A 20,446-nucleotide genomic window follows, 5' to 3' on the forward strand; every position below is an offset into this window, starting at 1 on the left:
CCCCTCACTTGCGAGATGAGCGTCAACGGCGTCCACGAGGACCTGAAGACCCGTTTCGGTCGGGAACCCGGCGACTGGACGACGATCGCCTATTACGAGGCGCTGCTCAATGTATTTCCGGCCAACTCCACGGGTGAGGCCAATGCATCAGCTTCGCCTCAGTTGAAGGGCCGCACCGTTATCCTCAAAGGCCTGCTCAACAGCTTCGAGCAGGGAGGCGTTAAGGGTCAGAAGTCGACGGCGGCCACGCGGCTCCGGTGGTCTTCCATCGTTCTCTATCAGGACATGATGGATGGCAAAGTCATCCACAAGTTCGACATCCAGAACAACACCCTGATCATCAACGGTGTGAATTACACGGCCGAGTTCAACAATCTGATCTCGGCATGATAGCCAAAGGGCATCATACATGCAGAAAAGCGACGACACTTTGACCGCCCGTGTGGCGGTCCCTCAGTCCAAGTCGGACCCCAGCGACGTGAAATTCGAAGAAATTCCGCTTCCGCCCCGCGAATTGTGGGGCGACATTGCGGCGGCCGCCGGCGAAGCGAATGCGGGCCTCCCGGCGAACCCGCCGGAAGATATCACTGATGTGGCCGAACTGGAGTTCGTTGATGCTTCACATCAAATATCGGTTCCACTGAAATACCCTTTCCGGCTGAATGGTCGGGTAGTCAAAGAAGTGAAGGTGCGACGCCTGACTTTGGGGCAAGTCGATGCCTTCATACGACGTGCCGCTGCCGCCTCTTTCTCAACTTTCGATATCTATGCGGAAATGACCGGATTGCCCGCGCCGATCCTCCGAGGTTTGATTGACGAGGACGGCAACGCAGTTGTCGACGCGGCATACGATTTTTTGCCCCGCGTTCTGAAAGCGGAGAGCGCCTCAACGGAGACCTGAGGCGCTGGCGTACATATGTGGCGCACATTTCGGCCTACCTGAAGACACCGATAAACGCCGTCGAAGATATGTGGTGGGACGATGTTCTTCTTTGGAACCATGAAGCGCGGCGAATTCACAACGAAAGTTTCGGCCTGTTGGCCAGCCTCCTAGCCCGGAAGTAATCAATGGACGTTTCGCTTCGCCTTCGCCTTCAAAATCAGTTTTCACGCGAGGCGAAGGTCGTCAAACGTGATCTTCATGAACTTGGCGACGAGGCGAAGAAGCTCGGGCAAGTCAAGGGCGGGAAACTTGATGCGGGTCTCCGCGATATCCGGCGTGAAGCTGATCGCGGCGAGAAGTCTGTTAGCAATCTGAACCGGGAGGCGCGTAAACTCGGCAACGTTAATACCGGTCCTGCCGTACGCAATCTTCAGGCGCTGGACAAGGCCGGTAGAAGTGCTGCAGTCGGCGTGAGGCACGCGCACGACAAGATGCGGGATATCGGTCGCTTTAACGGCAACAATTTCGAAAAGATGGCGGCTCCCGCAGGCCGGCTGAACAACACCCTGTCTTTGATGGGGGCGAGCGCCTCCAGTGCGTTTGCGGGCTTGGTTGCGTTCGCATCCGTCGACAACATTGTTCGCGGGCTTGAACAGATGGCTTCGAAGTTCCGGGACCTAAACCGGGAAATCGCCTCTGTGGCTGTTACGGCCGAAACGCGGACGCCAGAGGCTATCGAAAAGATCGGAAAGTCCAACTCGACCCTTTCGCTCCGGTACGGCGTTGAGGCACCTCAGGTGAATGCAGCTCGTAAAACTTACGCGGCCGCCGGCGTTGGGCTTGACCAACAAGAGGCAATTCTTGATCCAACATTGAAAGCGGCCAAGGCTGGTGACAGTACTGGCGAGACGATCGGGAGTGCCGTTATCGCGCTCCAGCAGAACCTGAGGGTTAAAGACACTGAAGTTCCCGCCGCTCTTGATATGATGGCGAAGGGTACCAAGCTCGGCTCTTTCGAGGTCGACGCTATGGCAAAAAACTTTCCGAAACTCGCCACGCTTTACGCTGGCACCGGTCGCACCGGCCTCGACGCGACGGCCGAGCTTGTTGCTTTGGCTCAGATAGTCCGCATGGGTGCCGGCACGCAGGATCAGGCATCCACCAATCTCGAAAACATCCTCGCGAAGTTGTCGTCGCCGGATACGGTTAAGAACTTCGATGAAAAGGGTGTCGATATCGAAGCGATCAAGAAGCGTTCGGAAAAGAACGGCACGCCCTACATGCTCGACCTGGTCGACACCGTGATGGAGTTAACGAACGGCGATGAGTTTCGTATCGGCGAGCTGTTTGGTGACATGCAGGCCAAACAGGCGCTTCTTCCACTCATTAACTTCCGAGAAAAATACAATGAGTTTCTGAAGGAGATTCGAGACAACTCAGCAGGAACGGTGGATGAAGACTACGAATTCCTGAGAACCTTGCCAAAGGAGCGCGCTGATCGACGTGACGCGGCGTTGTCAGACGCCGGAACTGGTGTCGGTCAGTGGTGGGACAGTGTTTCCAGTCCTTTCAAAGACTGGTTCGCCCGCAGGGTAAATCCGGCTTATGCCCGAGAAGAGGATGCCCACACCGAGCGCCAGCGTCTCAAGGAAACCGACATAGGCGAGTTGGAAGCCTATCTGGCCGATCGTCAAAAGAAGTTGGCTGCGATCCCCGCTCCAAAAGGCGACGTGGACATTTTCTCCTCAGCAAAATTGCTTCTTGTTGAGGAGATCATGCAGCTTAAACAGGAGCTGGAATCGGCCAGACGTGCGCAGTCGAACGGCGATCTTGGAAAGAGCACCGGAGCCATCCCTGTCCCTATTGAGAAGCCGCTCTCAACCGATCTGTCCGGCGCAGCACAGAAATCGATGCAAGGTTACAATGAGGCACTTGCTGCTGAAGGTGACAAAGCCGCCTCCGAAGCCCAGATCATCGCCGATCGCATCCGGTCGGCCTTGGATTTCACCGTCGCGCCAACCATTGCACCGAATTATGTCCCCCCCGCAGCGGCCCCGGCACCAGCGCCCGCCGGCGAGAAGCACTCTTCGTTGCAGCAATCTAGCAACGTTCGGCTGACGCAGAACATCACAACGCCGAATGCTAAGCTTGCCGCAGTGAAGGCCCGGCGGGAACAATCACGTGCGATCGAACAAGCGCGCTCGCGCTCGTTCTATGACCTCGGCCCGAGGCTGGCATGAGCATCTTTGTTGAAAACGGCGCACTCATATCGATCGGAGGCGCGAGGCTGTGCACGATCGGGATGAACCCGCAGCGTGTCAGCTACTCGTCTTCAGCGCGCTTTCCAGCCCATCCCGTACAGGGCGGTTTGAAGTATCAGGCAACCGGTCCGGATGCCGAGCTGGTGACGATCGAGGCCATGACCTTTCCTCATGTTTTCGGTGGTCTGGATTCGGTCGCCATCCTGAAAGCACACCATCGTCGCCAGTCCATCGTGCCGTTCATTCGCCTGCGCGGAAATTACCTCGGAGAAGCCCTCGGCCTCTGCGTCATAGAAACGCTCGACTATGACGAAGAGCGTCTGCATCCGATTGACGGCGTCGGCCGACAACTCGACGTAACCATGGGCCTTATCATCCTGCCGGAATCGACCCCGTTTTCTTCAGTCGGTGTTGCAAGCCTCGGGGATATTCTAGGAGGTGCGTTCTGATGCAATACGTGGTTCCCTATGGCGGAGAACGTCTCGATCGCATTGCTAAGAAGGTCCTTCAAACCGAGCGTGAAGGCACCGTTGAGGCATTGTTGACGGCAAATCCCGGCCTCGCGCTTCTCGCTTCAGCGGTAGTTCCGGCAGGTACGACCATTATCGTGCCGGAAGATTTCGCTCCGGCCCGGAACGCAGACTTCACTCTGGCTTGGGAGTAAGGTCATGAAAACGCCGATCGTTCGCATCACGGGGCAGTCCGGAAACGACCTGATTCCGAAATGGAAAACTCTGCTCGAAAGCGTCACCTACACCGATAACGAGGGCGGCGAGGCTGATGAACTGGAGATCACGTTTGTTGTCGCTCCGCCGTTTCCTGCACCGCCGCCAGAAGGCACGCGTTACGTCTTGGAGTATGGATGGGCCGAACAACGCTTGCGGAACGCAGGTGTCTTCACCTATCAGAATTCCGGCCTCAACAAGTCTGCCGGAGATGCGTGGACTATGACCATTACGGCGAGGTCGGCCGACTTTGTGGAAGCCGACAAGTCTGCCGACCTGGAGCATTATGAGGACACGACCGCCGGCAAGATATTCGAGAAACTTGCGTCTGAGGCCGGAAAGTCGGCGGTGGTCGATCGCGAGATTGCGAACATTAAAATCCCATATCGCCTGAGACTGAATCAATCCGCGATCGGCTTCGGGCAGGCGCTCGCAGACGAGGTTGGCGGCTCCCTGAAGCTTGCCGGCGGAAAGTGGATCGTGACGGCGAAATCTTCGGGCAGAACTGCAACCGGAAACGCGCTGCCGACGATCGTCATATCTCCTGATGTCGTCTTTGACGCTGGCCTGACATCGGAGGGCCGGCCCAAGTATGGAACCGTAGCGACTGCCTATTTCGATGAGGACGCCGGCGCGTGGGTTGAGGAGGAGACCAGCGGCAAGGGCAAGACCTCCCGGACTTCGGACCTTCATCCAGCGCCATCTTCAGGTGAAGCCAAGGTTCGCAGCAAAACGCAGGCGACCGATCTGGCGCGGGCAACCATTGCCGGCAGTCTTACGATCGAGGGCGACGTGGACGCAATGGCGGGAGCGCCGCTTTCGCTACCCGGTTTCGGCCAATGGGCAGGCAGCGCCCTCAGCGCTGGCACCATCTCTCATACCTTCACCTTCGATGAAAGCGGCGGATGGCTGATGAGCGTCGAGATCGCCGCAAAGGACACATAACCAGCGTTCGCCTCCGGCTAGACCGGGTGGCCGGGGTGCTGAAACACCCCAAGCGACGGGCCAAAGTTTGGCGACCTAACCCGTCTGACAGCGCAATTCGATAACTGTCACACCCGTACCCTGCAGGGCGGATTTGCTGTGACTGAGTCGAGAGATATTTGAAATGGTGAATCTGATGCCGGTGGCTCCGGCCGCCCCCGCAGCTCCTTATATCGGTGGAAAACGCGTTTTGGCGAAAGCCATCATCGCCCGCATCAACGAGACGCCGCACGAAATCTATGGCGAGGCGTTTGTCGGCATGGGTGGTGTCTTCCTCCGAAGAAATCTTCAGCCCCGCATGGAGGTCATCAACGACATCAGCGGTGATGTCGCAAACCTCTTCAGGATATTACAGCGGCACTATCCGCAGTTCATGGAGACCCTGCGATATCAGGTTACGAGCCGGCGCGAATTTGATCGGCTGTCTCGCACCGACCCTTCCACGTTGACCGATTTGGAAAGGGCAGCGCGGTTCCTCTATCTCCAGAGAACGGCTTTTGGCGGAAAAGTTGCCGGGCAGAACTTCGGCGTTACCATGCAGGGTGCTCGCTTCAATCTCCTGAAGCTCGCTCCGCAACTGGAGGCGATCCACGAGCGAATGGCCGGTGTCATCATCGAGCAGTTGCCTTGGCGGCGCTTCATCGAACGTTACGACCGCTCGGAAACGCTCTTCTATCTTGATCCGCCGTACTTCGGAAACGAGATGGACTATGGCTCTGGCGTCTTCGGGCGAGATGAATTCGCTGAGATGGCGGAGGCTTTAGGCCGCATTAAAGGCCGCTTCATACTGTCTTTGAATGCCGTTCCAGAGGTCTACGAGACCTTCAAAAGCTTTAAGATCGAAGAGGTCAATTGCACTTATTCGATATCAGGCCGGAACCAGAAGGCCGTTAAAGAAGTCATCATCAGCCGATAGATACACGCGTAGCGCAGCGGAGGACGCGGTCAACCGGCCGCGTCTTCGCATTATGGGAGGCGAGCATGGCTCAGGGTTTGGACGATCTGGAAAAGGATGTCGCCGTCGCCTTGGCGGTAGTACCGAGGACTTTCAGAAATGGCTTTGGTGGCACCGGGGTGCGCCGGCGTCGCATGCCTCACGCAACAAGGGAGGTCGCGGTGGTTGTCGCCCGTTACCTCGGCCACACCTACACCTTCTTTGACGAAGGCAGGAAGGTTGAGAAAACCGAGGTCGAGGAGTTCATCGCAGAAACCTTGACGGCCGTGCCAGACGAGACCGCTAAAACTTACGCGAACAAGCTGACGCTCTACTCCGAGCCTGCACGGAATGAAATCGCTGCAACGACCGCGAAAGCACTGGACGATAAATGGCGATGGACCTATGAGCCTGCGGACGCCGTAAACCTCAAACCGATGTTTGGCGGAGCGCCATGATGAGAGCGGTTTTTGTTGCCAACTGATGTTGCGCTTCGCGCCATTCGATTTTGCGCGCTACAACTAAATCCGGCATCCAGCCACCGCGCGTCTGCGCCGTGAGAAGAGTATTTCGCGATCAAGGACCTGATCGCGCTGGCCCCCGTATCCAGTCCGGGGTGACGAAGTGCGGATGATGGAACTGTGGTAAGATCGCAGGTTCAGCGAGCAGCCAGCAAATCAGACCAATTCACCCAAACGGCCGAACCGCATGGGCGAGGTCCTCCGCCGTCATGCCGGCGCCCGCTCTGTCGCCCGCCTCGCCATGCATCCAGACCCCGGCTGCAGCCGCTTCGAAGGCAGGTGCACCCTGCGCCAATAGCGCGCCGATGATACCGGCCAGAACGTCACCCGATCCCGCCGTCGCAAGGCTCGCCGGCGCGTTCGTATTGACCAGCGCCCGGCCATCGGGCGAAGCGATCACCGTGTCCGCACCCTTATAGACCAGAACCGCGCCGCTGCGCGCCGCAGCGACCTGCGCCTTCTCGATCTTGCTCAGCCTCCCATCGGCCGCCAGATCGGCAAACAGCCGGGCGAACTCGCCCTCATGCGGTGTCAGCACGAATTTGCCCGCACCGGAAGTGATACGCTCGAACAGGACATCCGTATCATCCCTGAAGGCCGTGATCGCATCGGCATCCAGCACCACCGACTTGTCGCCAAGCAGCGACACGAATTGCCGCGCCTTTTCGAGATCGCCGAAGCCCGGGCCGAGAACGAAGGCGCCGTGGCGCTCATCGTCAAGCCACACGCGTAGATCGTCGGCATTGTCCATCGGAACGTTCATAACGGCCGTCAATGTGACAGACAGCACGTCGAGCGCCGCTTTCGGCGCTGCGACAGTAACGATCCCCGCCCCCGCCTTCAGCGCTGAAAGCGCGGTCATGCGGCTAGCACCCGTCGCATGGGCGGGGCCCGAGAAGACCGTCAGGTGCCCCCTGCGGAATTTATGGGTCTCCATACCGGCGCGCGGCAAGGCATCCCGCCAGACAAACGGATCGTTTTCCGCCACCGATCCCCTATGAGCCTCCAGGATACGCAACGGTATGCCGATATCGAAAACCTCCAGCGCTCCGCAAAGCTCCCGCCCCGGCATCAGCAGATGACCCGGCTTGCGCGCCATGAAGGTGATCGTGCGCTCCGCCCTGAACGATGCGCCAAGCGCCACGCCACGCCGGCCGCAAAGCCCCGAGGGCAGATCCACGGCAAGAACCGGCACCTTCGCCTGCATGACCGCCTCGATCAGCCGGACTAGCTCCGGCGGAACATCGCGGGACAGCCCGGCTCCGAACACGGCGTCGATCACCACGTCGCCGGAAAGAGGCGTATAGGCATCAAGCGGCAGCGGCGTCACGCCGCTCCGCTCCAAGGCCACGCGTGCATCCCCCTTGAGAAGGCCGATATCGCCGAGATGATGGACCTCGACTTTAGCGCCGCTTTGCGCCAGCGCCCGCGCCGCAACATAACCGTCACCTCCGTTATTCCCGCTGCCGCACAGGACGACGAAGCGCAGCGCCTGCGGGTAATGCCGAAGCGCCGAAGCAGCCACCGCCTGCCCCGCACGCTCCATCAAATCGTAAAGCGGGATGCCGGATTGGCCGGCTGCCGCATCGATGCGCGCCATCACAGCCGGGTCGATAAGGAGGAACTCGGAAATGGAGGTCATGCCACATCATTCCTTCAAAACGCAGGAAAGGCAATCGATACAAAAATAAGCAAAATTCGGAGACCAAAAAATACTCAAATGCATATAATATGTGCAATAGCTCAACCCGCGACCACAGCATAATCGAATTTTAAAAATTTCTAATATTAAAGAAAACCGCAGAAATGCTGATGGATTTTTCGGATTCTAGTGACGAATTGCCGGTAGAACCGCGAAAAGCGAATGCATTTTGTGCGGGAAAGGCCGCGGGGCGAAGTTTTTTCTTCAAGCCCGCTTCCGATCTGGCACAATACGTGCATTCTTGTGGCAGAGCGGGAGTTACCTGCTTTAACGGGAGAAGCGGAGAGATATTTTCTCATGAAAAAGATCGAAGCGATCATTAAGCCTTTCAAGCTCGACGAAGTGAAGGAAGCCCTTCAGGAAGTCGGACTTCAGGGAATCACGGTCACGGAAGCAAAAGGCTTTGGTCGTCAGAAAGGCCACACGGAACTCTACCGCGGTGCAGAGTACGTCGTGGACTTTTTGCCGAAAGTGAAAGTCGAAGTCGTATTGGCGGATGAGAATGCGGAAGCCGTCATCGAGGCGATCCGCAATGCGGCGCAGACCGGACGCATCGGCGACGGAAAGATTTTCGTTTCCAATGTCGAGGAAGTCATCCGCATCCGTACCGGTGAAACAGGCGTGGACGCCATATAATTAAAAAAGTCCCGAGCCGGGGAGGCTTGGGTTTTCACCTCGTCATCATCACACTCAAGGAAAAGTTTAAATGACGACCGCAAACGATATCTTGAAGCAGATCAAGGATAACGACATCAAGTTCGTGGACCTGCGCTTTACCGACCCCAAGGGCAAGCTGCAGCACGTCACCATGGACGTGGTATGCGTCGACGAAGACATGTTCGCCGACGGCGTCATGTTCGACGGCTCCTCGATCGCCGGCTGGAAGGCCATCAACGAGTCCGACATGGTGCTGATGCCAGATCCGGCCACCGCCCATGTCGACCCGTTCTTCGCCCAGTCCACCCTGGTCGTCCTTTGCGATATTCTCGACCCGGTCTCGGGCGAAGCCTATAACCGCGACCCGCGCGGCACCGCCAAGAAGGCCGAAGCCTACCTCAAGGCATCAGGTATCGGCGACACGGTTTTCGTCGGTCCCGAGCCTGAATTCTTCGTCTTCGACGATGTGAAATACAAGGCAGATCCCTACAACACCGGCTTCAAGCTCGATTCGTCCGAACTGCCGTCCAATGACGACACCGACTACGAGACCGGCAACCTCGGCCACCGTCCGCGCGTCAAGGGCGGTTATTTCCCGGTTCCGCCGATCGACAGCCTGCAGGACATGCGCTCCGAAATGCTGACGGTTCTCGCCGAAATGGGCGTCGTCGTTGAAAAGCATCACCACGAAGTGGCTGCCGCACAGCACGAGCTGGGCGTGAAGTTCGACACGCTGGTCTCCAGCGCCGACAAGATGCAGATCTACAAGTACGTTGTGCACCAGGTCGCCAATGCCTATGGCAAGACGGCAACCTTCATGCCGAAGCCGATCTTCGGCGACAACGGCTCGGGCATGCACGTTCACCAGTCGATCTGGAAGGGCGGCAAGCCGACCTTCGCAGGCGATGAATATGCCGGTCTTTCCGAAACCTGCCTGTACTACATCGGCGGCATCATCAAGCATGCCAAGGCGATCAACGCCTTCACCAACCCCACCACCAACTCCTACAAGCGTCTGGTGCCGGGTTATGAAGCGCCGGTTCTGCTCGCTTACTCCGCGCGCAACCGTTCCGCCTCCTGCCGTATCCCCTTCGGCTCCAACCCGAAGGCAAAGCGCGTCGAAGTCCGCTTCCCGGACCCGACCCAGAACCCCTATCTCGGTTTTGCGGCCATGCTGATGGCCGGCCTCGACGGCATCAAGAACAAGATCCATCCCGGCAAGCCGATGGACAAGGACCTTTACGACCTTCCTGCCAAGGAACTGAAGAAGATCCCGACCGTCTGCGGTTCGCTGCGTGAAGCGCTGGAAAGCCTCGACAAGGACCGCAAGTTCCTGACCGCAGGCGGCGTGTTTGACGACGACCAGATCGATAGCTTCATCGAACTGAAGATGCAGGAAGTCATGCGTTTCGAAATGACCCCTCACCCGGTCGAATTCGACATGTACTACTCGGCCTGATCGGCCCTGCGGGCGCTCCACCGGGGCGCTCCATTCATCGCGGCGGTTTTCCCCGGAAAGCCGCCGTTTTCTTTTGAAGTTCAACCCTGACCGTGAAGAATGCCGAACACGCCAGCCACGCAGCAAACCCGCCTCACGGACTGGCTCATCTTTCTGGCCGTTCCCTTCTTTTTCGCCAGCAACGTCGTTTTCGGCCGCGGCGTCGTCGGTGAGGTCTCGCCTTTCATCGCCGCCTTCATCCGCTGGATCGGCTCGACGCTCATCATCGCGCCCTTCATGATCGCCGACTGGCGCAACTGCCTTGCTTTCGTGCGGCACAAGACGCTGCTCTGGCTCGTCCTCGGCATTCTCGGCATGGGCATCTGCGGCGGCGTGGTCTATTGGGGCCTCACCATGACCACGGCCGCCAACGGCACGCTGATCTACACCACCTCCTCGCTGTTCATCATCCTGTTCCAGCGCATCTTTCAGGGCCGGCCGATCCGCAAGCTTGAAGTGGCGGGCATGATTATCGCCTTCGCCGGCGTCGCCGCCATCGTGCTCAAGGGCGATATCTCCGCTCTCCGGCACATGAATTTCAACATCGGCGACTTTGCAATTTTGACCGCGGCCATTGCCTTTGCGATCTATTCCGTGCTGCTGCGCGATCCGGCGGCGCGGCAGATGGCGTCCTTCAGTCTCTTCGGACTGATTGCTTTTTCCGGCGCGCTTGTCCTTCTGCCGCCGGCAGCACTGGAACTGGCACAGGGCGGCATGCTGCCTGCCACGCCTGTTGCATGGGCAAAGATCGGCGGCATCATCCTGTTCGCCTCACTTCTGGCCTTTTATTGCTTTACCCACACGGTGCGCGTTTTCGGTCCCGCCACGGCGGGAATTACGCTGTACATGATGCCGCCGGTCTCGATCCTCATGGCGACGGTGTTTCTCGGCGAATCCTTCGAGACCTATCATGCCATCGGCATCGTATTGGTCACCGGCGGCGTCATCATCGCCACCGCGCCGATCGGCAAAGGGCGCTGAACACGAATGGCAGAGCGGCGTCAAAGCGCCAGGTCTTGATATTTCGCGTTCCGATACCAACTAGTATTGGGAAAGGAAGTACATGCCATGAAACAAAGAAACGCAAAATTCACGCTTGGTGAGATCGTTCGCCACAAGGTGTTTCCGTTCCGCGGTGTGGTAATCGACGTGGACCCGGAATATGCCAATACCGAGGAATGGTGGAACGCCATTCCCGCGGAAATCAGGCCGGAACGCGACCAGCCCTTCTATCATCTTCTCGCCGAAAACGAGGAGACGGAATATGTCGCCTATGTTTCCGAACAGAACCTCGTCCACGACGAAAACGAGACGCCGCTCCGAAATCCCAATATCGGCCGCATCTTTGACAAGGCGCCGAACGGCGAATGGCGCCCGAAAATGTCCACGGCGCACTGACGCCCGCCAAGCATCTCCCTCCTCCCATGGATATCAAACACGCATAAAAAAACCGGTCTGTCGCCAGACCGGTTTTCTGTTTTTTTCAAGCTTGCGCGGCAATCAGGGCTTCGGCGCGCCCTTGGCAGCGTCCTGCGCAGCTTCGAGCTTCTTGCGAGCTTCTTCCGCCTTCTTCTGCATGCCTTCCTGCAGGCTGCGCTGGCTTTCGGCCAGCTGCGACTGGGTGATTGCCGGGCCGTCATAAGCGCCGGTGAAACCGGAAAGCGCGATCTTGATGGGGTTCGGCGCGCGGCGGAAGTTGATGGAGGTGAAGACCACCTCGCTACCCTTCTTCAGCGAAGCGATCATGGCGTCCGTCAGCGGCACTTCAGCCGTGCACTTGTCGGGAAGGCAAACGGCGTAATCGAGCTTCTGACCCTTGCCGCCATCGATCTGCATCATCACACCCGGAGGAATGAGACGCGCGGTCGGAACGGAAACCTGCAGCAGCTTGCGGTTGACCTTGCCTTCAACGGTGATGAGGCCAACGGCCGTGATCATCTGGCCGTTCTGGGCGAGAACCACGTTCTGCACAACGCAGACATCGTTGTCTTCCTGCTTGGAGCAGGTCTTGAACCAGCCGAGCGGCGGAGCGCCAGCGCCCTGAGCAGCCGGAGCAGCATCCTGCGCCTGCGAGATGGCCGGAGCGGACACAGCGCCGAGAGAGAGGACCAGAGCGGACAGAGCCGTCCGGGTGAATGTGTTTGCCTTGTGCATCATAAGAGTTCCGTCTCCTGAATGTCTGCCAGAACAGAACCGCTCAAGGTCCTGTTCGTCGATGGCGGTATCCTTCTGCCCGTTCAACTGTCGTTTAAATGAGGCAAATGCGTGACCCGTCTCTTCCGGTCCCCCTGTTACATGCCGTTCGCGGCGATATCCAGCACTTCTTTAACTTTTTCTTGAGCGGAGCCAAGATTTCCCGCGCTTGCATGGGTCATGCAATGTCCGTGTGCTACATATCTGCCAGAATCATGATGATAAACGGTCCTGACGCACATCGGACGGACAGTTGAGACAGGACAGTGACATGCGCAACCTTGCGGCCCTCATCCCCGCATTGTTTCTTTTGGGATCATCCCTGCTTCCCGTCGGGAGTGCGGTAGCGCAACCGCTGCACGCCATCTCGATGCATGGCACGCCAGCGCTTCCCGCAGATTTTTCACACCTTCCTTATGTCAATCCGGACGTGAAGAAAGGCGGCCGCATTTCTTATGGCGTGGTCGGCACCTTCGACAGCCTGAACCCCTTCGTTCTCAAGGGAATGCGCACCACCGCCCGCGGCGTCTGGGATCCGGAATTCGGCAATCTTCTTTACGAGCCTCTGATGTCTCGCTCCAGCGACGAGCCCTTCAGCCTCTATGGGCTGCTCGCCGAAACCGTGGAGTGGGACGACGAGCGCAGCTTCGTTCAGTTCAACATCAACCCCAAGGCGAAATGGTCGGATGGCGAGCCGGTAACGCCTGATGACGTGATCTTCACCTTCAATCTCCTGAAGGAAAAGGGCCGCCCGCCATTCAACAGCCGTCTCGACGGCGTAGCCAAGATGGAGAAGACCGGCGAACACAGCGTGCGCTTCACCTTCAACGAAAAGGCGAATCGCGAAACGCCTCTCATCCTCGCCTCTTCAACGCCGATCCTGCCGAAACACGCGACCGATCCGGAAAAATTCGAGCAGGCGGGCCTCGGTGCGGTTGTCGGCTCCGGCCCTTACCGAATCAAGACGCTGCGCCCGGGTGAACGAATCATCTGGGAGAGAAACCCCGACTACTGGGGCAAGGACATTCCCGGCAAAGTCGGTTTCGATAATTACGACGAGATCAGCATCACCTATTTCCTTCAGGTCACGACCATGTTCGAGGCCCTCAAGAAGGGCGATATCGACATCTACCCGGAAGGCGATGCCATCAATGGCACGTCCGATACCTCCCACTGGGGACAGGCCTATAATTTCCCCGCCGTGCATCGCGGCGATATCGTCAAGGACGTGTTCCAGCCGCGCCTGCCGACCGGCATGTTCGGTCTCGTTTTCAACACCCGCCGCGCCGTCTTCGCTGACGAGAAGGTACGCGAAGGCCTTACCTATGCCTTCGATTTCGAGTGGATGAACAAAAACATCCTCGGCGGCTCCTTCAAGCGGACGCAGAGCTACTGGCAGAACTCGCCGCTCGGCGCCTATGGCAACGCCGCCGACGCGCGCGAGCTGGCGCTGCTCGGTGACGCGGCAAAGTCCATGCCGCCGGAGCTTCTGGCCGGCACCTATGCGCTGCCGACCACGGACGGCACGGGCGCCGACCGCAAGGTTCTGAAAATGGCCGTCGACAAGCTGAAAGAGGCTGGCTACAGCATCAAGAACGGCAGGATGTCCGATGCCAATGGCCGCCAGCTCGCTTTCGAAATCATGACGCAGAACCCGGCGCAGGAGCGTATCGCGCTGGCCTATCAGCGTTCGCTGAACCTGATCGGCGTCGCCATGGGCATTCGCTCGGTTGATGACGGGCAATACCAGTCGCGCTCGAACAGCTTCGATTACGACATGATCATCCGCTCCCTGCCCTCGTCGCTTTCGCCCGGCATGGAGCAGCTGAACCGCTGGAACTCACTCTCGCGTGATGCGCAGGGCAGCTTCAACTATGCAGGTGTTGCCAATCCCGATATAGACCGGATGATAGAGGCGCTGTTGCAGGCCCGCTCGACGGAAGATTTCCAGGCGGCCGTGCGCGCTTATGACCGCCTGCTTGTGGCCGGACATTATATCATTCCGCTCTATTATATCGGCGCCCAATGGGTCGCCCGCTGGAAATATATCGACCGCCCGGATATCACTCCAATACAGGGCAATCAGAAACAGACCTGGTGGGACGCGCGGGCGCAATAACCTGCCACCGTCATGTCTATCATATAAGGAACATCAGCCATGGAACGCATCGTTGTTGACGTCGTATCGGACATGGTCTGCCCGTGGTGTTATCTCGGCAAGGCCCGGCTCGATCTTGCCATTGCCGAGGTGCAGGATGAAATCAGCGTCGACGTGAACTGGCGTCCCTACCGCCTCAACCCGGACTATCCGCCGGAAGGAGTCGACCAGAAAGCCGCTCTCGAGGAAAAGCTCGGCAAGGAGCGTCTGGAACAGGCCCATGCCACGTTGGTTCAGCTCGGCAGGGAAGTCGGCATTACCTACGATTTCGACGCGATCAAGATCGGGCCGAACACGCTCGATGCCCATCGCCTGTCGCTCTGGGCCCATTCCGAAGGCCGCGACGTCCAGGAACGCATCGTGACCGGCCTGTTCAAGGCCAATTTCGAGGAAGGCCGCAATATCGGTGATCACACCGTGCTGATCGACGTTGCCGCAAAGGCCGGCATGGATGCGAAAGTCGTCGAGCGGCTGCTGGCTTCGGACGCGGACAAGGATACGGTCGTCGCTGAAATCGATGCCGCCCAGCAGATGGGTGTCGCCGGCGTGCCCTTTTTCATCATCGACCAGAAATACGCCATAAGCGGTGCACAAACACCCGATGTCCTGATTGCTGCATTGCGGGATATTGCAAAAATCAAGGCGGACGAGCATAGATCGATGAACTGACGGTCAAATTACCGGCGGTTTTCAACAACTCCATTTTGCCGGTGTTTCCGTGTCCGACCAGACCCTGAAAGGCATTCTGCTCGCCTTTGCAGCCTTCGCTGCCTATGCCTGGAGCGATGCCAGCGTTAAACTCATTGAAGGTCAGATTTCTCCCATAGAATCGGCCTTCTTCGGGGCCCTGTTCGGCCTCGTCGCCCTGCCCTTCATCCGCAAACGCAACGACAGCTGGCTGGATGTGGTGAAAACAACCAACCGGCCGCTCTGGATCATCCGCTTTTTTTCGGCCGGCACCGGCGCTGTCGGCAGCGTGACTGCCTTTACCCATCTTTCCATGGCGGAAGCTTTCGCGCTGATCTTTCTGCTTCCGTCCTTCGTCACCATCATGTCGGTGATGTTTCTCAAGGAACAGGTGGGCATTCGCCGCTGGTCGGCCGTCATCATCGGTTTTCTGGGTGTGCTCATCATCCTGCGGCCCGGATTCCGTGAACTGGGCATAGGCCATCTGGGCGCCATCATCGCCGGCTTCAGCGGCGCGCTCAGCATCGTGATCTTCCGCGCCATGGGCCCATCGGAAAAGAATGTTTCGCTTTATGGTGCGGGCGTGCTGGGCTGTCTCGTCATCAGCGGCGTTGCCATGGTGCCGAGCTTCGTCATGCCGGGTGGCGAACAATGGCTGCTGCTGGCAGGATACGGCCTGCTCGGCGCGCTTGGCAACATTCTGGTCATGTACGCCGCCCAATATGCGCCCGCCGCCATGATCGGCCCGACGCAATATAGCCAGATGCTCTGGGCCATCCTGTTCGGTTATCTGATTTTTGGCGATCGTATCGACGGCTGGATGTTGATCGGCATCGCCCTCATCGTCGGCTCCGGCCTGCTGACACTGCTCCGCGAGAAACAGAGAAAGGTGCCATTGCCCGCCTCCATCGCCGCGACAGACCAGAACGTGGCTGTCGGTATTACGCCGGAAGACAGTCACTAGCCACAGAGAGCGAAAAAACCGGCGGCGCTTCAGGCACCGCCGGTCCGGCGTTCAATCAATCGCAAACCCTGACCCGATACATGTCGCCCCAGGCGTTCTGCCTCCAGGCTACATGGCAGCGGGGATAGACGGGTTCATAAACGACCGGCGGGCCATAAGCCGGCGCAGCATAGACGGGCGGACCATAAGCAGGCGCGTAATAGGCGGGGCCGTAGGCGTAGCCCGGGTGTCTTGCACCCGCAATCAGCGCTCCGCCAATGATCGTGCCGGCAATACCGGCGGCAAGGCCGCGGCCGAAGTTATTGCGCGCTTCCGCCTGGCTGGTGGTGGCAATTGTGGTGCCTGCAATTGTCAAGGCAACCAGACCAGCGGTGGCAAATATGTTGATATTGGTCCACATCGTCCTGCTCCTTCATCACCCGGCGGGGTTACGATCCGCCGCATCGGGTATGAGGGAAAGATTACGCCTGCGAAGAATACCGGTAGATGTCCGTTTCGTTACATCGCGGTAATTTTCGCTGAAGGCAGTGAGTGGAGTTTTCGAGGGATTGGCTAATGGATAATGAGCCAAAGATGGGTGTGGTTTACCCCCCTCTGCCCTGCCGGGCATCTCCCCCACAAGGAGGGAGATCGGCAAGACGCACTGTCACCACTTCATTCTCTAACGTTGATATTGGCAAAACCTTGCCGCATATCGATCTCCCCACCTGTGGGGGAGATGCCCGGCAGAGCAGAGGGGGTAAAGCCACACCCACCGACACCCCCCAAAGGCTCAAATCTACGACCGAGCCAGCTCCGCCAGCTGCGTCATGATCATCGCCGCACCCGTCAGCCGCTTTTCCGGCGTCGGCAGATCGCGGTTGAGGAACAGGCTGTGATCGGGACGGATCTTCGCCATCGATCCCTGCTTGCCAATGTAACCGACAAGCGCCGCCGGGTTCGGGAATTCCTTGTTGCGGAATTGAACGACAACGCCCTTCGGCCCGGCATCCAGCTTCTCGACATTGGCAATGCGGCAGAGAGACTTGATGTAGACGATCTTGAGAAGATGCTGCACTTCTTTCGGCAGCGGGCCGAAACGGTCGATCATTTCAGCGCCGAAACCGTCGATCTCGCTGATATCGGCAAGCTCGCCAAGCCGGCGGTAAAGGCCCATGCGAAGATGCAGATCGGGAACGTAATCTTCCGGGATCATGACGGATGTGCCGACCGAAATCTGCGGCGACCAACCGCTATCCTGCACCTGCTCGTCACCCTTCACTTCGGCGACAGCCTCTTCCAGCATCTGCTGATAAAGCTCGAAACCGACTTCCTTGATATGGCCGGATTGTTCCTCGCCGAGTAGATTGCCCGCACCGCGAATATCAAGATCGTGGCTTGCCAGCTGGAAGCCGGCACCGAGCGTATCGAGCGATTGCAGCACCTTAAGCCGGCGCTCGGCAGTCGTGGTCAGCACCTTGTTGACCGGCAGGGTGAAGAGCGCAAAGGCGCGCACCTTGGAGCGGCCAACGCGGCCGCGCAGCTGGTAAAGCTGGGCAAGACCGAACATATCGGCGCGATGCACGATCAGCGTATTGGCGGTCGGCACGTCAAGGCCGGATTCGACGATGGTGGTTGACAGCAACACATCATATTTGCCGTCGTAGAAGGCGTTCATGATGTCTTCCAGCTCGCCCGCCGCCATCTGGCCGTGCGCCACCGCCACCTTCAGTTCCGGCACATCCGATTGCAGGAAGGCGTGGATACCGGCGAGATCGGCAAGCCGCGGGCAGACGTAGAAACTCTGGCCGCCGCGATAATGCTCACGCATCAGCGTCTCGCGAATGACGAGCGGGTCAAACGGCGAGATGAAGGTGCGCACCGCCATGCGATCGACAGGCGGGGTGGTGATGAGCGACAGTTCGCGAACCCCGGTCATGGCGAGCTGCAAGGTGCGCGGAATGGGCGTCGCCGACAGCGTCAAGACGTGGACGTCACTCTTCAGCTCCTTCAGCCGCTCCTTGTGCTTCACGCCGAAATGCTGCTCTTCGTCGATGATGAGCAGGCCGAGATTGGCAAAACTGATGCCCGCACCGAGCAGCGCATGCGTGCCGACCACGATGTCGGTCTTGCCATCGGCAACTTCCTTTTTGGTCAGCGCCAGTTCCTTGGAGCCGACTAGACGGGAAGCCTGCTGCACGCGGATGGGCAATCCGCGGAAACGCTCCGAGAAAGTCCGGAAATGCTGGCGGGCGAGCAGCGTGGTCGGCACCACGACAGCCACCTGCACACCATTCATGGCGGCAAGGAAGGCGGCGCGCAGGGCCACTTCGGTCTTGCCGAAGCCAACGTCGCCGCAGATGAGACGGTCCATCGGCCGGCCGGCCGCGAGATCCTCCCGCACCGCCTCGATGGCGTTCAGCTGGTCCTCGGTTTCGTCGTAGGGGAAACGGGCAGCAAACTCATCATAGAGCCCGTCCGGCGCAATGAGTTCCGGCGCATGGCGCACGAGACGCGCCGCTGCGATGCGGATAAGCTCATCGGCCATGTCGAGCAGGCGCTTCTTGAGCTTGGCCTTGCGCATCTGCCATGCGCCGCCGCCGAGCTTGTCGAGCGTTGCCTCTGCCGCGTCCGAGCCATAACGCGAGAGGAGATCGATGTTTTCAACCGGCAAAAACAGCTTGGCGTCATCGGCATAGTGCAGTTCGAGACAGGCGCGCGGTGCGCCCGCCGCCTCGATGGTCTGCAGGCCGACAAAACGACCAATGCCGTGTTCGGCATGAACGACGAGCGAGCCCTCGTCCAGACCAGCCACTTCCGAAATGAAATCCGCACCGCGCTTGCGGCGCTTGGAGCGCCGCACCATGCGGTCGCCGAGAATGTCCTGCTCGCCGATAACGGCAAGATTCCCGGTTTCGAAACCGGCTTCAAGGCTCAGCACCGCGGAGGCGGCCTCGCCTTTGCCAAGCTTCTCCACCTCTTTTAGCGAGGTAACCGGCTTGATCTTCTCAAGCCCGTGTTCGTTCAGCACCTGCAGCAACCGGTCGAGCGAGCCTTCCGACCAGCCTGTTATCAGCACCTTCCAGCCCTTGGCGCGGCGCTCGGCTATGTGTTTCACAGCCAGGGCAAAGACATTGACCCGCTCTTCGCTTTCGCCTTCGGTTGGCTGCCGCGCCCAGCGCGGGCCGACATGCGCGTCCAGCGTGGCGACGGGTCTTCCCTCGCTATCCTGCTCATTGAAGGGCGTCAGACGCACCGCATTGACGGCAGAAAGGGCCGTGTCGAAATCCTTGCCGTTGAGATAAAGCTGGCCGGGAGACACGGGCTTGTAGGGCGCACCCTGCGTCGATCCCTTCGTCTCGCCGGAAGCACGCCGCGCCTCGTAATAATCGAGCACCAGCTTGGAGCGCTCCTTGGCCGCCTCGCGTGCCGTGTGATCGGTGACGATGCGGAACCCCTTCAGATAATCGAAGGCGGTCTCCAGCTTCTCGTAAAACAGCGGCAGCCAGTGCTCCATGCCGGCATAACGGCGGCCCTCGGAAACGGCCTGATAAAGCGCATCGTCACGCGTCGCCGCACCGAACAGCGAGAGGTAATTCTTACGAAACCGGCTGATCGTATCGGGCGTCAGCGTCACTTCGCTCATGGGGTTCAGATCGAGCGAGCGCGCCTGGCCGATGGTCCGCTGGCTGGCCGGATCGAAGGTACGGATGCTCTCCAGCGTATCGCCGAAGAAATCGAGCCGCACAGGCTCCTCGGTGCCCGGCACGAAAACATCGAGAATACCGCCGCGCACGGCGAACTCGCCCACCTCACGCACCGTCGCAACCCGGTCGAAACCGTTGCGCTCCAGCCGCGCGGCAATATCCTCCATGCGGATCTGGTTGCCGGGTCTGGCAGAGAAACCAAGGCTTTCGATGATGTCGCGCGGGGCCATCTTCTGCAGCATGGCGTTGACGGTGACCAGCACGATGGCCGGATGCGGTTTCTTCGCGTGGCTGATGAGACCGGCAAGCGCCGCCAGGCGACGCGCCGACGTGTCGGCGCTTGGTGACACGCGGTCATAGGGAAGGCAGTCCCAGGCCGGCAGCGTCATGACCGGAATATCGGGCGCAACAAAGCCGAGAATTTGTTCGAGATCGGCGATGCGCTGGCCATCCGACATCACATAGGCAACCGAGGTGCCTGCGCGCGCCATCTCGGCAAGCAGCAGCGCCTCCATGCCTGCGGGCACGTTTCCGATGCTCAGCGGCGTATCGGCCGACGACACCAGCTTTGCATCGAATCCGGCTATCATGGT

General features: G+C 59.1%; 19 protein-coding genes. 15 read left to right on the plus strand and 4 right to left on the minus strand.

Annotated elements, in window-relative coordinates:
• From AGR2A_RS10885 to AGR2A_RS10920, 8 genes are all read left to right on the plus strand, one after another.
• Positions 1–390: phage major tail tube protein (locus AGR2A_RS10885; protein WP_080822889.1), on the plus strand; the 390-nt coding region annotated here is incomplete at its 5' end.
• Positions 391–409: 19 nt separating this feature from the next.
• Positions 410–901, plus strand: coding sequence for a phage tail assembly protein (locus tag AGR2A_RS10890; protein ID WP_080822890.1), 492 nt, complete (start codon positions 410–412; stop codon positions 899–901).
• Positions 902–1,068: 167 nt separating this feature from the next.
• Entirely contained in the window at positions 1,069–3,123 is a 2,055-nt protein-coding gene (locus AGR2A_RS10895; protein ID WP_080822891.1) for a phage tail tape measure protein, read from the plus strand.
• Positions 3,120–3,593, plus strand: coding sequence for a phage tail protein (locus tag AGR2A_RS10900; RefSeq protein ID WP_080822892.1), 474 nt, complete (start codon positions 3,120–3,122; stop codon positions 3,591–3,593). Before AGR2A_RS10895 ends, AGR2A_RS10900 begins: the two co-directional genes overlap by 4 nt.
• Positions 3,593–3,808: a tail protein X gene (locus AGR2A_RS10905; RefSeq protein WP_080822893.1), complete on the plus strand. Its 216-nt coding sequence runs from the start codon at positions 3,593–3,595 to the stop codon at positions 3,806–3,808. Before AGR2A_RS10900 ends, AGR2A_RS10905 begins: the two co-directional genes overlap by 1 nt.
• Positions 3,809–3,812: 4 nt before the next feature.
• On the plus strand, positions 3,813–4,814 hold the full coding sequence (locus tag AGR2A_RS10910) for a phage late control D family protein (protein ID WP_080822894.1): 1,002 nt from the start codon (positions 3,813–3,815) through the stop codon (positions 4,812–4,814).
• Between the two features lie 163 nt (positions 4,815–4,977).
• Positions 4,978–5,769 (plus strand): DNA adenine methylase, encoded by a 792-nt coding sequence (locus AGR2A_RS10915; protein WP_080822895.1) that lies wholly within the window; start codon positions 4,978–4,980, stop codon positions 5,767–5,769.
• Positions 5,770–5,834: 65 nt separating this feature from the next.
• On the plus strand, positions 5,835–6,245 hold the full coding sequence (locus tag AGR2A_RS10920; RefSeq protein WP_080822896.1) for a hypothetical protein: 411 nt from the start codon (positions 5,835–5,837) through the stop codon (positions 6,243–6,245).
• Positions 6,246–6,474: 229 nt separating this feature from the next.
• On the opposite strand, the gene AGR2A_RS10925 is transcribed toward AGR2A_RS10920, so the two are convergent.
• On the minus strand, positions 6,475–7,950 hold the full coding sequence (locus AGR2A_RS10925; protein ID WP_072494457.1) for a bifunctional ADP-dependent NAD(P)H-hydrate dehydratase/NAD(P)H-hydrate epimerase: 1,476 nt from the start codon (positions 7,948–7,950) through the stop codon (positions 6,475–6,477).
• A gap of 357 nt (positions 7,951–8,307) precedes the next feature.
• On the opposite strand from AGR2A_RS10925, the gene AGR2A_RS10930 reads away from it, so the two are divergent.
• From AGR2A_RS10930 to hspQ, 4 genes are all read left to right on the plus strand, one after another.
• Positions 8,308–8,646, plus strand: coding sequence for a P-II family nitrogen regulator (locus AGR2A_RS10930; RefSeq protein WP_003515720.1), 339 nt, complete (start codon positions 8,308–8,310; stop codon positions 8,644–8,646).
• A 70-nt stretch (positions 8,647–8,716) separates the two neighbouring features.
• On the plus strand, positions 8,717–10,126 hold the full coding sequence (gene glnA / locus AGR2A_RS10935; RefSeq protein ID WP_004442307.1) for a type I glutamate--ammonia ligase: 1,410 nt from the start codon (positions 8,717–8,719) through the stop codon (positions 10,124–10,126).
• Positions 10,127–10,225: 99 nt separating this feature from the next.
• Complete coding sequence (locus AGR2A_RS10940) at positions 10,226–11,146, plus strand: DMT family transporter (RefSeq protein WP_072494458.1); 921 nt, start codon at positions 10,226–10,228, stop codon at positions 11,144–11,146.
• Between the two features lie 87 nt (positions 11,147–11,233).
• Positions 11,234–11,563 carry a heat shock protein HspQ gene (hspQ, locus tag AGR2A_RS10945; RefSeq protein WP_004442310.1) on the plus strand — a complete coding sequence of 110 codons (330 nt, stop codon included), beginning with the start codon at positions 11,234–11,236 and terminating at the stop codon, positions 11,561–11,563.
• 102 nt (positions 11,564–11,665) lie between these two features.
• Here the strand turns inward: hspQ and AGR2A_RS10950 are convergent, their stop codons facing one another.
• The gene (locus tag AGR2A_RS10950) at positions 11,666–12,322 is read right to left on the minus strand and encodes an invasion associated locus B family protein (RefSeq protein ID WP_004442311.1); all 657 of its coding nucleotides are present in this window, start codon (positions 12,320–12,322) and stop codon (positions 11,666–11,668) included.
• Positions 12,323–12,629: 307 nt separating this feature from the next.
• Between AGR2A_RS10950 and AGR2A_RS10955 the strand changes: the two genes are divergently transcribed.
• From AGR2A_RS10955 to AGR2A_RS10965, 3 genes are read left to right on the plus strand one after another with little or no spacing between them, the layout of a single operon-like run.
• Positions 12,630–14,477 carry an extracellular solute-binding protein gene (locus tag AGR2A_RS10955; protein WP_072494459.1) on the plus strand — a complete coding sequence of 616 codons (1,848 nt, stop codon included), beginning with the start codon at positions 12,630–12,632 and terminating at the stop codon, positions 14,475–14,477.
• 39 nt (positions 14,478–14,516) lie between these two features.
• Positions 14,517–15,185, plus strand: coding sequence for a DsbA family oxidoreductase (locus AGR2A_RS10960; RefSeq protein ID WP_072494460.1), 669 nt, complete (start codon positions 14,517–14,519; stop codon positions 15,183–15,185).
• Between the two features lie 49 nt (positions 15,186–15,234).
• A complete protein-coding gene (locus AGR2A_RS10965) occupies positions 15,235–16,167 on the plus strand; it encodes a DMT family transporter (RefSeq protein WP_004442314.1) in 933 nt (310 codons plus the stop codon).
• Between the two features lie 55 nt (positions 16,168–16,222).
• On the opposite strand, the gene AGR2A_RS10970 is transcribed toward AGR2A_RS10965, so the two are convergent.
• Both AGR2A_RS10970 and mfd read right to left on the minus strand, forming a co-directional pair.
• Entirely contained in the window at positions 16,223–16,567 is a 345-nt protein-coding gene (locus AGR2A_RS10970; RefSeq protein ID WP_072494461.1) for a hypothetical protein, read from the minus strand.
• Positions 16,568–16,945: 378 nt separating this feature from the next.
• Entirely contained in the window at positions 16,946–20,443 is a 3,498-nt protein-coding gene (gene mfd / locus AGR2A_RS10980; protein WP_072494462.1) for a transcription-repair coupling factor, read from the minus strand.
• Between the last annotated feature and the right edge of the window lie 3 nt (positions 20,444–20,446).

This window comes from Agrobacterium genomosp. 2 str. CFBP 5494, from assembly GCF_900013495.1.
GTDB lineage: Bacteria > Pseudomonadota > Alphaproteobacteria > Rhizobiales > Rhizobiaceae > Agrobacterium > Agrobacterium pusense.

Bases quoted from the DNA above. Each gene is read 5' to 3' on its own strand.
- AGR2A_RS10920 (WP_080822896.1), top strand. From the start codon at position 5,835: ATGGCTCAGGGTTTGGACGATCTGGAAAAGGATGTCGCCGTCGCCTTG.
- mfd (WP_072494462.1), bottom strand. From the start codon at position 20,443: ATGATAGCCGGATTCGATGCAAAGCTGGTGTCGTCGGCCGATACGCCG.
- AGR2A_RS10905 (WP_080822893.1), top strand. From the start codon at position 3,593: ATGCAATACGTGGTTCCCTATGGCGGAGAACGTCTCGATCGCATTGCT.
- AGR2A_RS10950 (WP_004442311.1), bottom strand. From the start codon at position 12,322: ATGATGCACAAGGCAAACACATTCACCCGGACGGCTCTGTCCGCTCTG.
- AGR2A_RS10890 (WP_080822890.1), top strand. From the start codon at position 410: ATGCAGAAAAGCGACGACACTTTGACCGCCCGTGTGGCGGTCCCTCAG.
- AGR2A_RS10955 (WP_072494459.1), top strand. From the start codon at position 12,630: ATGCGCAACCTTGCGGCCCTCATCCCCGCATTGTTTCTTTTGGGATCA.
- AGR2A_RS10970 (WP_072494461.1), bottom strand. From the start codon at position 16,567: ATGTGGACCAATATCAACATATTTGCCACCGCTGGTCTGGTTGCCTTG.
- AGR2A_RS10940 (WP_072494458.1), top strand. From the start codon at position 10,226: ATGCCGAACACGCCAGCCACGCAGCAAACCCGCCTCACGGACTGGCTC.
- AGR2A_RS10900 (WP_080822892.1), top strand. From the start codon at position 3,120: ATGAGCATCTTTGTTGAAAACGGCGCACTCATATCGATCGGAGGCGCG.
- glnA (WP_004442307.1), top strand. From the start codon at position 8,717: ATGACGACCGCAAACGATATCTTGAAGCAGATCAAGGATAACGACATC.
- AGR2A_RS10910 (WP_080822894.1), top strand. From the start codon at position 3,813: ATGAAAACGCCGATCGTTCGCATCACGGGGCAGTCCGGAAACGACCTG.
- AGR2A_RS10930 (WP_003515720.1), top strand. From the start codon at position 8,308: ATGAAAAAGATCGAAGCGATCATTAAGCCTTTCAAGCTCGACGAAGTG.
- AGR2A_RS10925 (WP_072494457.1), bottom strand. From the start codon at position 7,950: ATGACCTCCATTTCCGAGTTCCTCCTTATCGACCCGGCTGTGATGGCG.
- hspQ (WP_004442310.1), top strand. From the start codon at position 11,234: ATGAAACAAAGAAACGCAAAATTCACGCTTGGTGAGATCGTTCGCCAC.
- AGR2A_RS10895 (WP_080822891.1), top strand. From the start codon at position 1,069: ATGGACGTTTCGCTTCGCCTTCGCCTTCAAAATCAGTTTTCACGCGAG.
- AGR2A_RS10915 (WP_080822895.1), top strand. From the start codon at position 4,978: ATGGTGAATCTGATGCCGGTGGCTCCGGCCGCCCCCGCAGCTCCTTAT.
- AGR2A_RS10960 (WP_072494460.1), top strand. From the start codon at position 14,517: ATGGAACGCATCGTTGTTGACGTCGTATCGGACATGGTCTGCCCGTGG.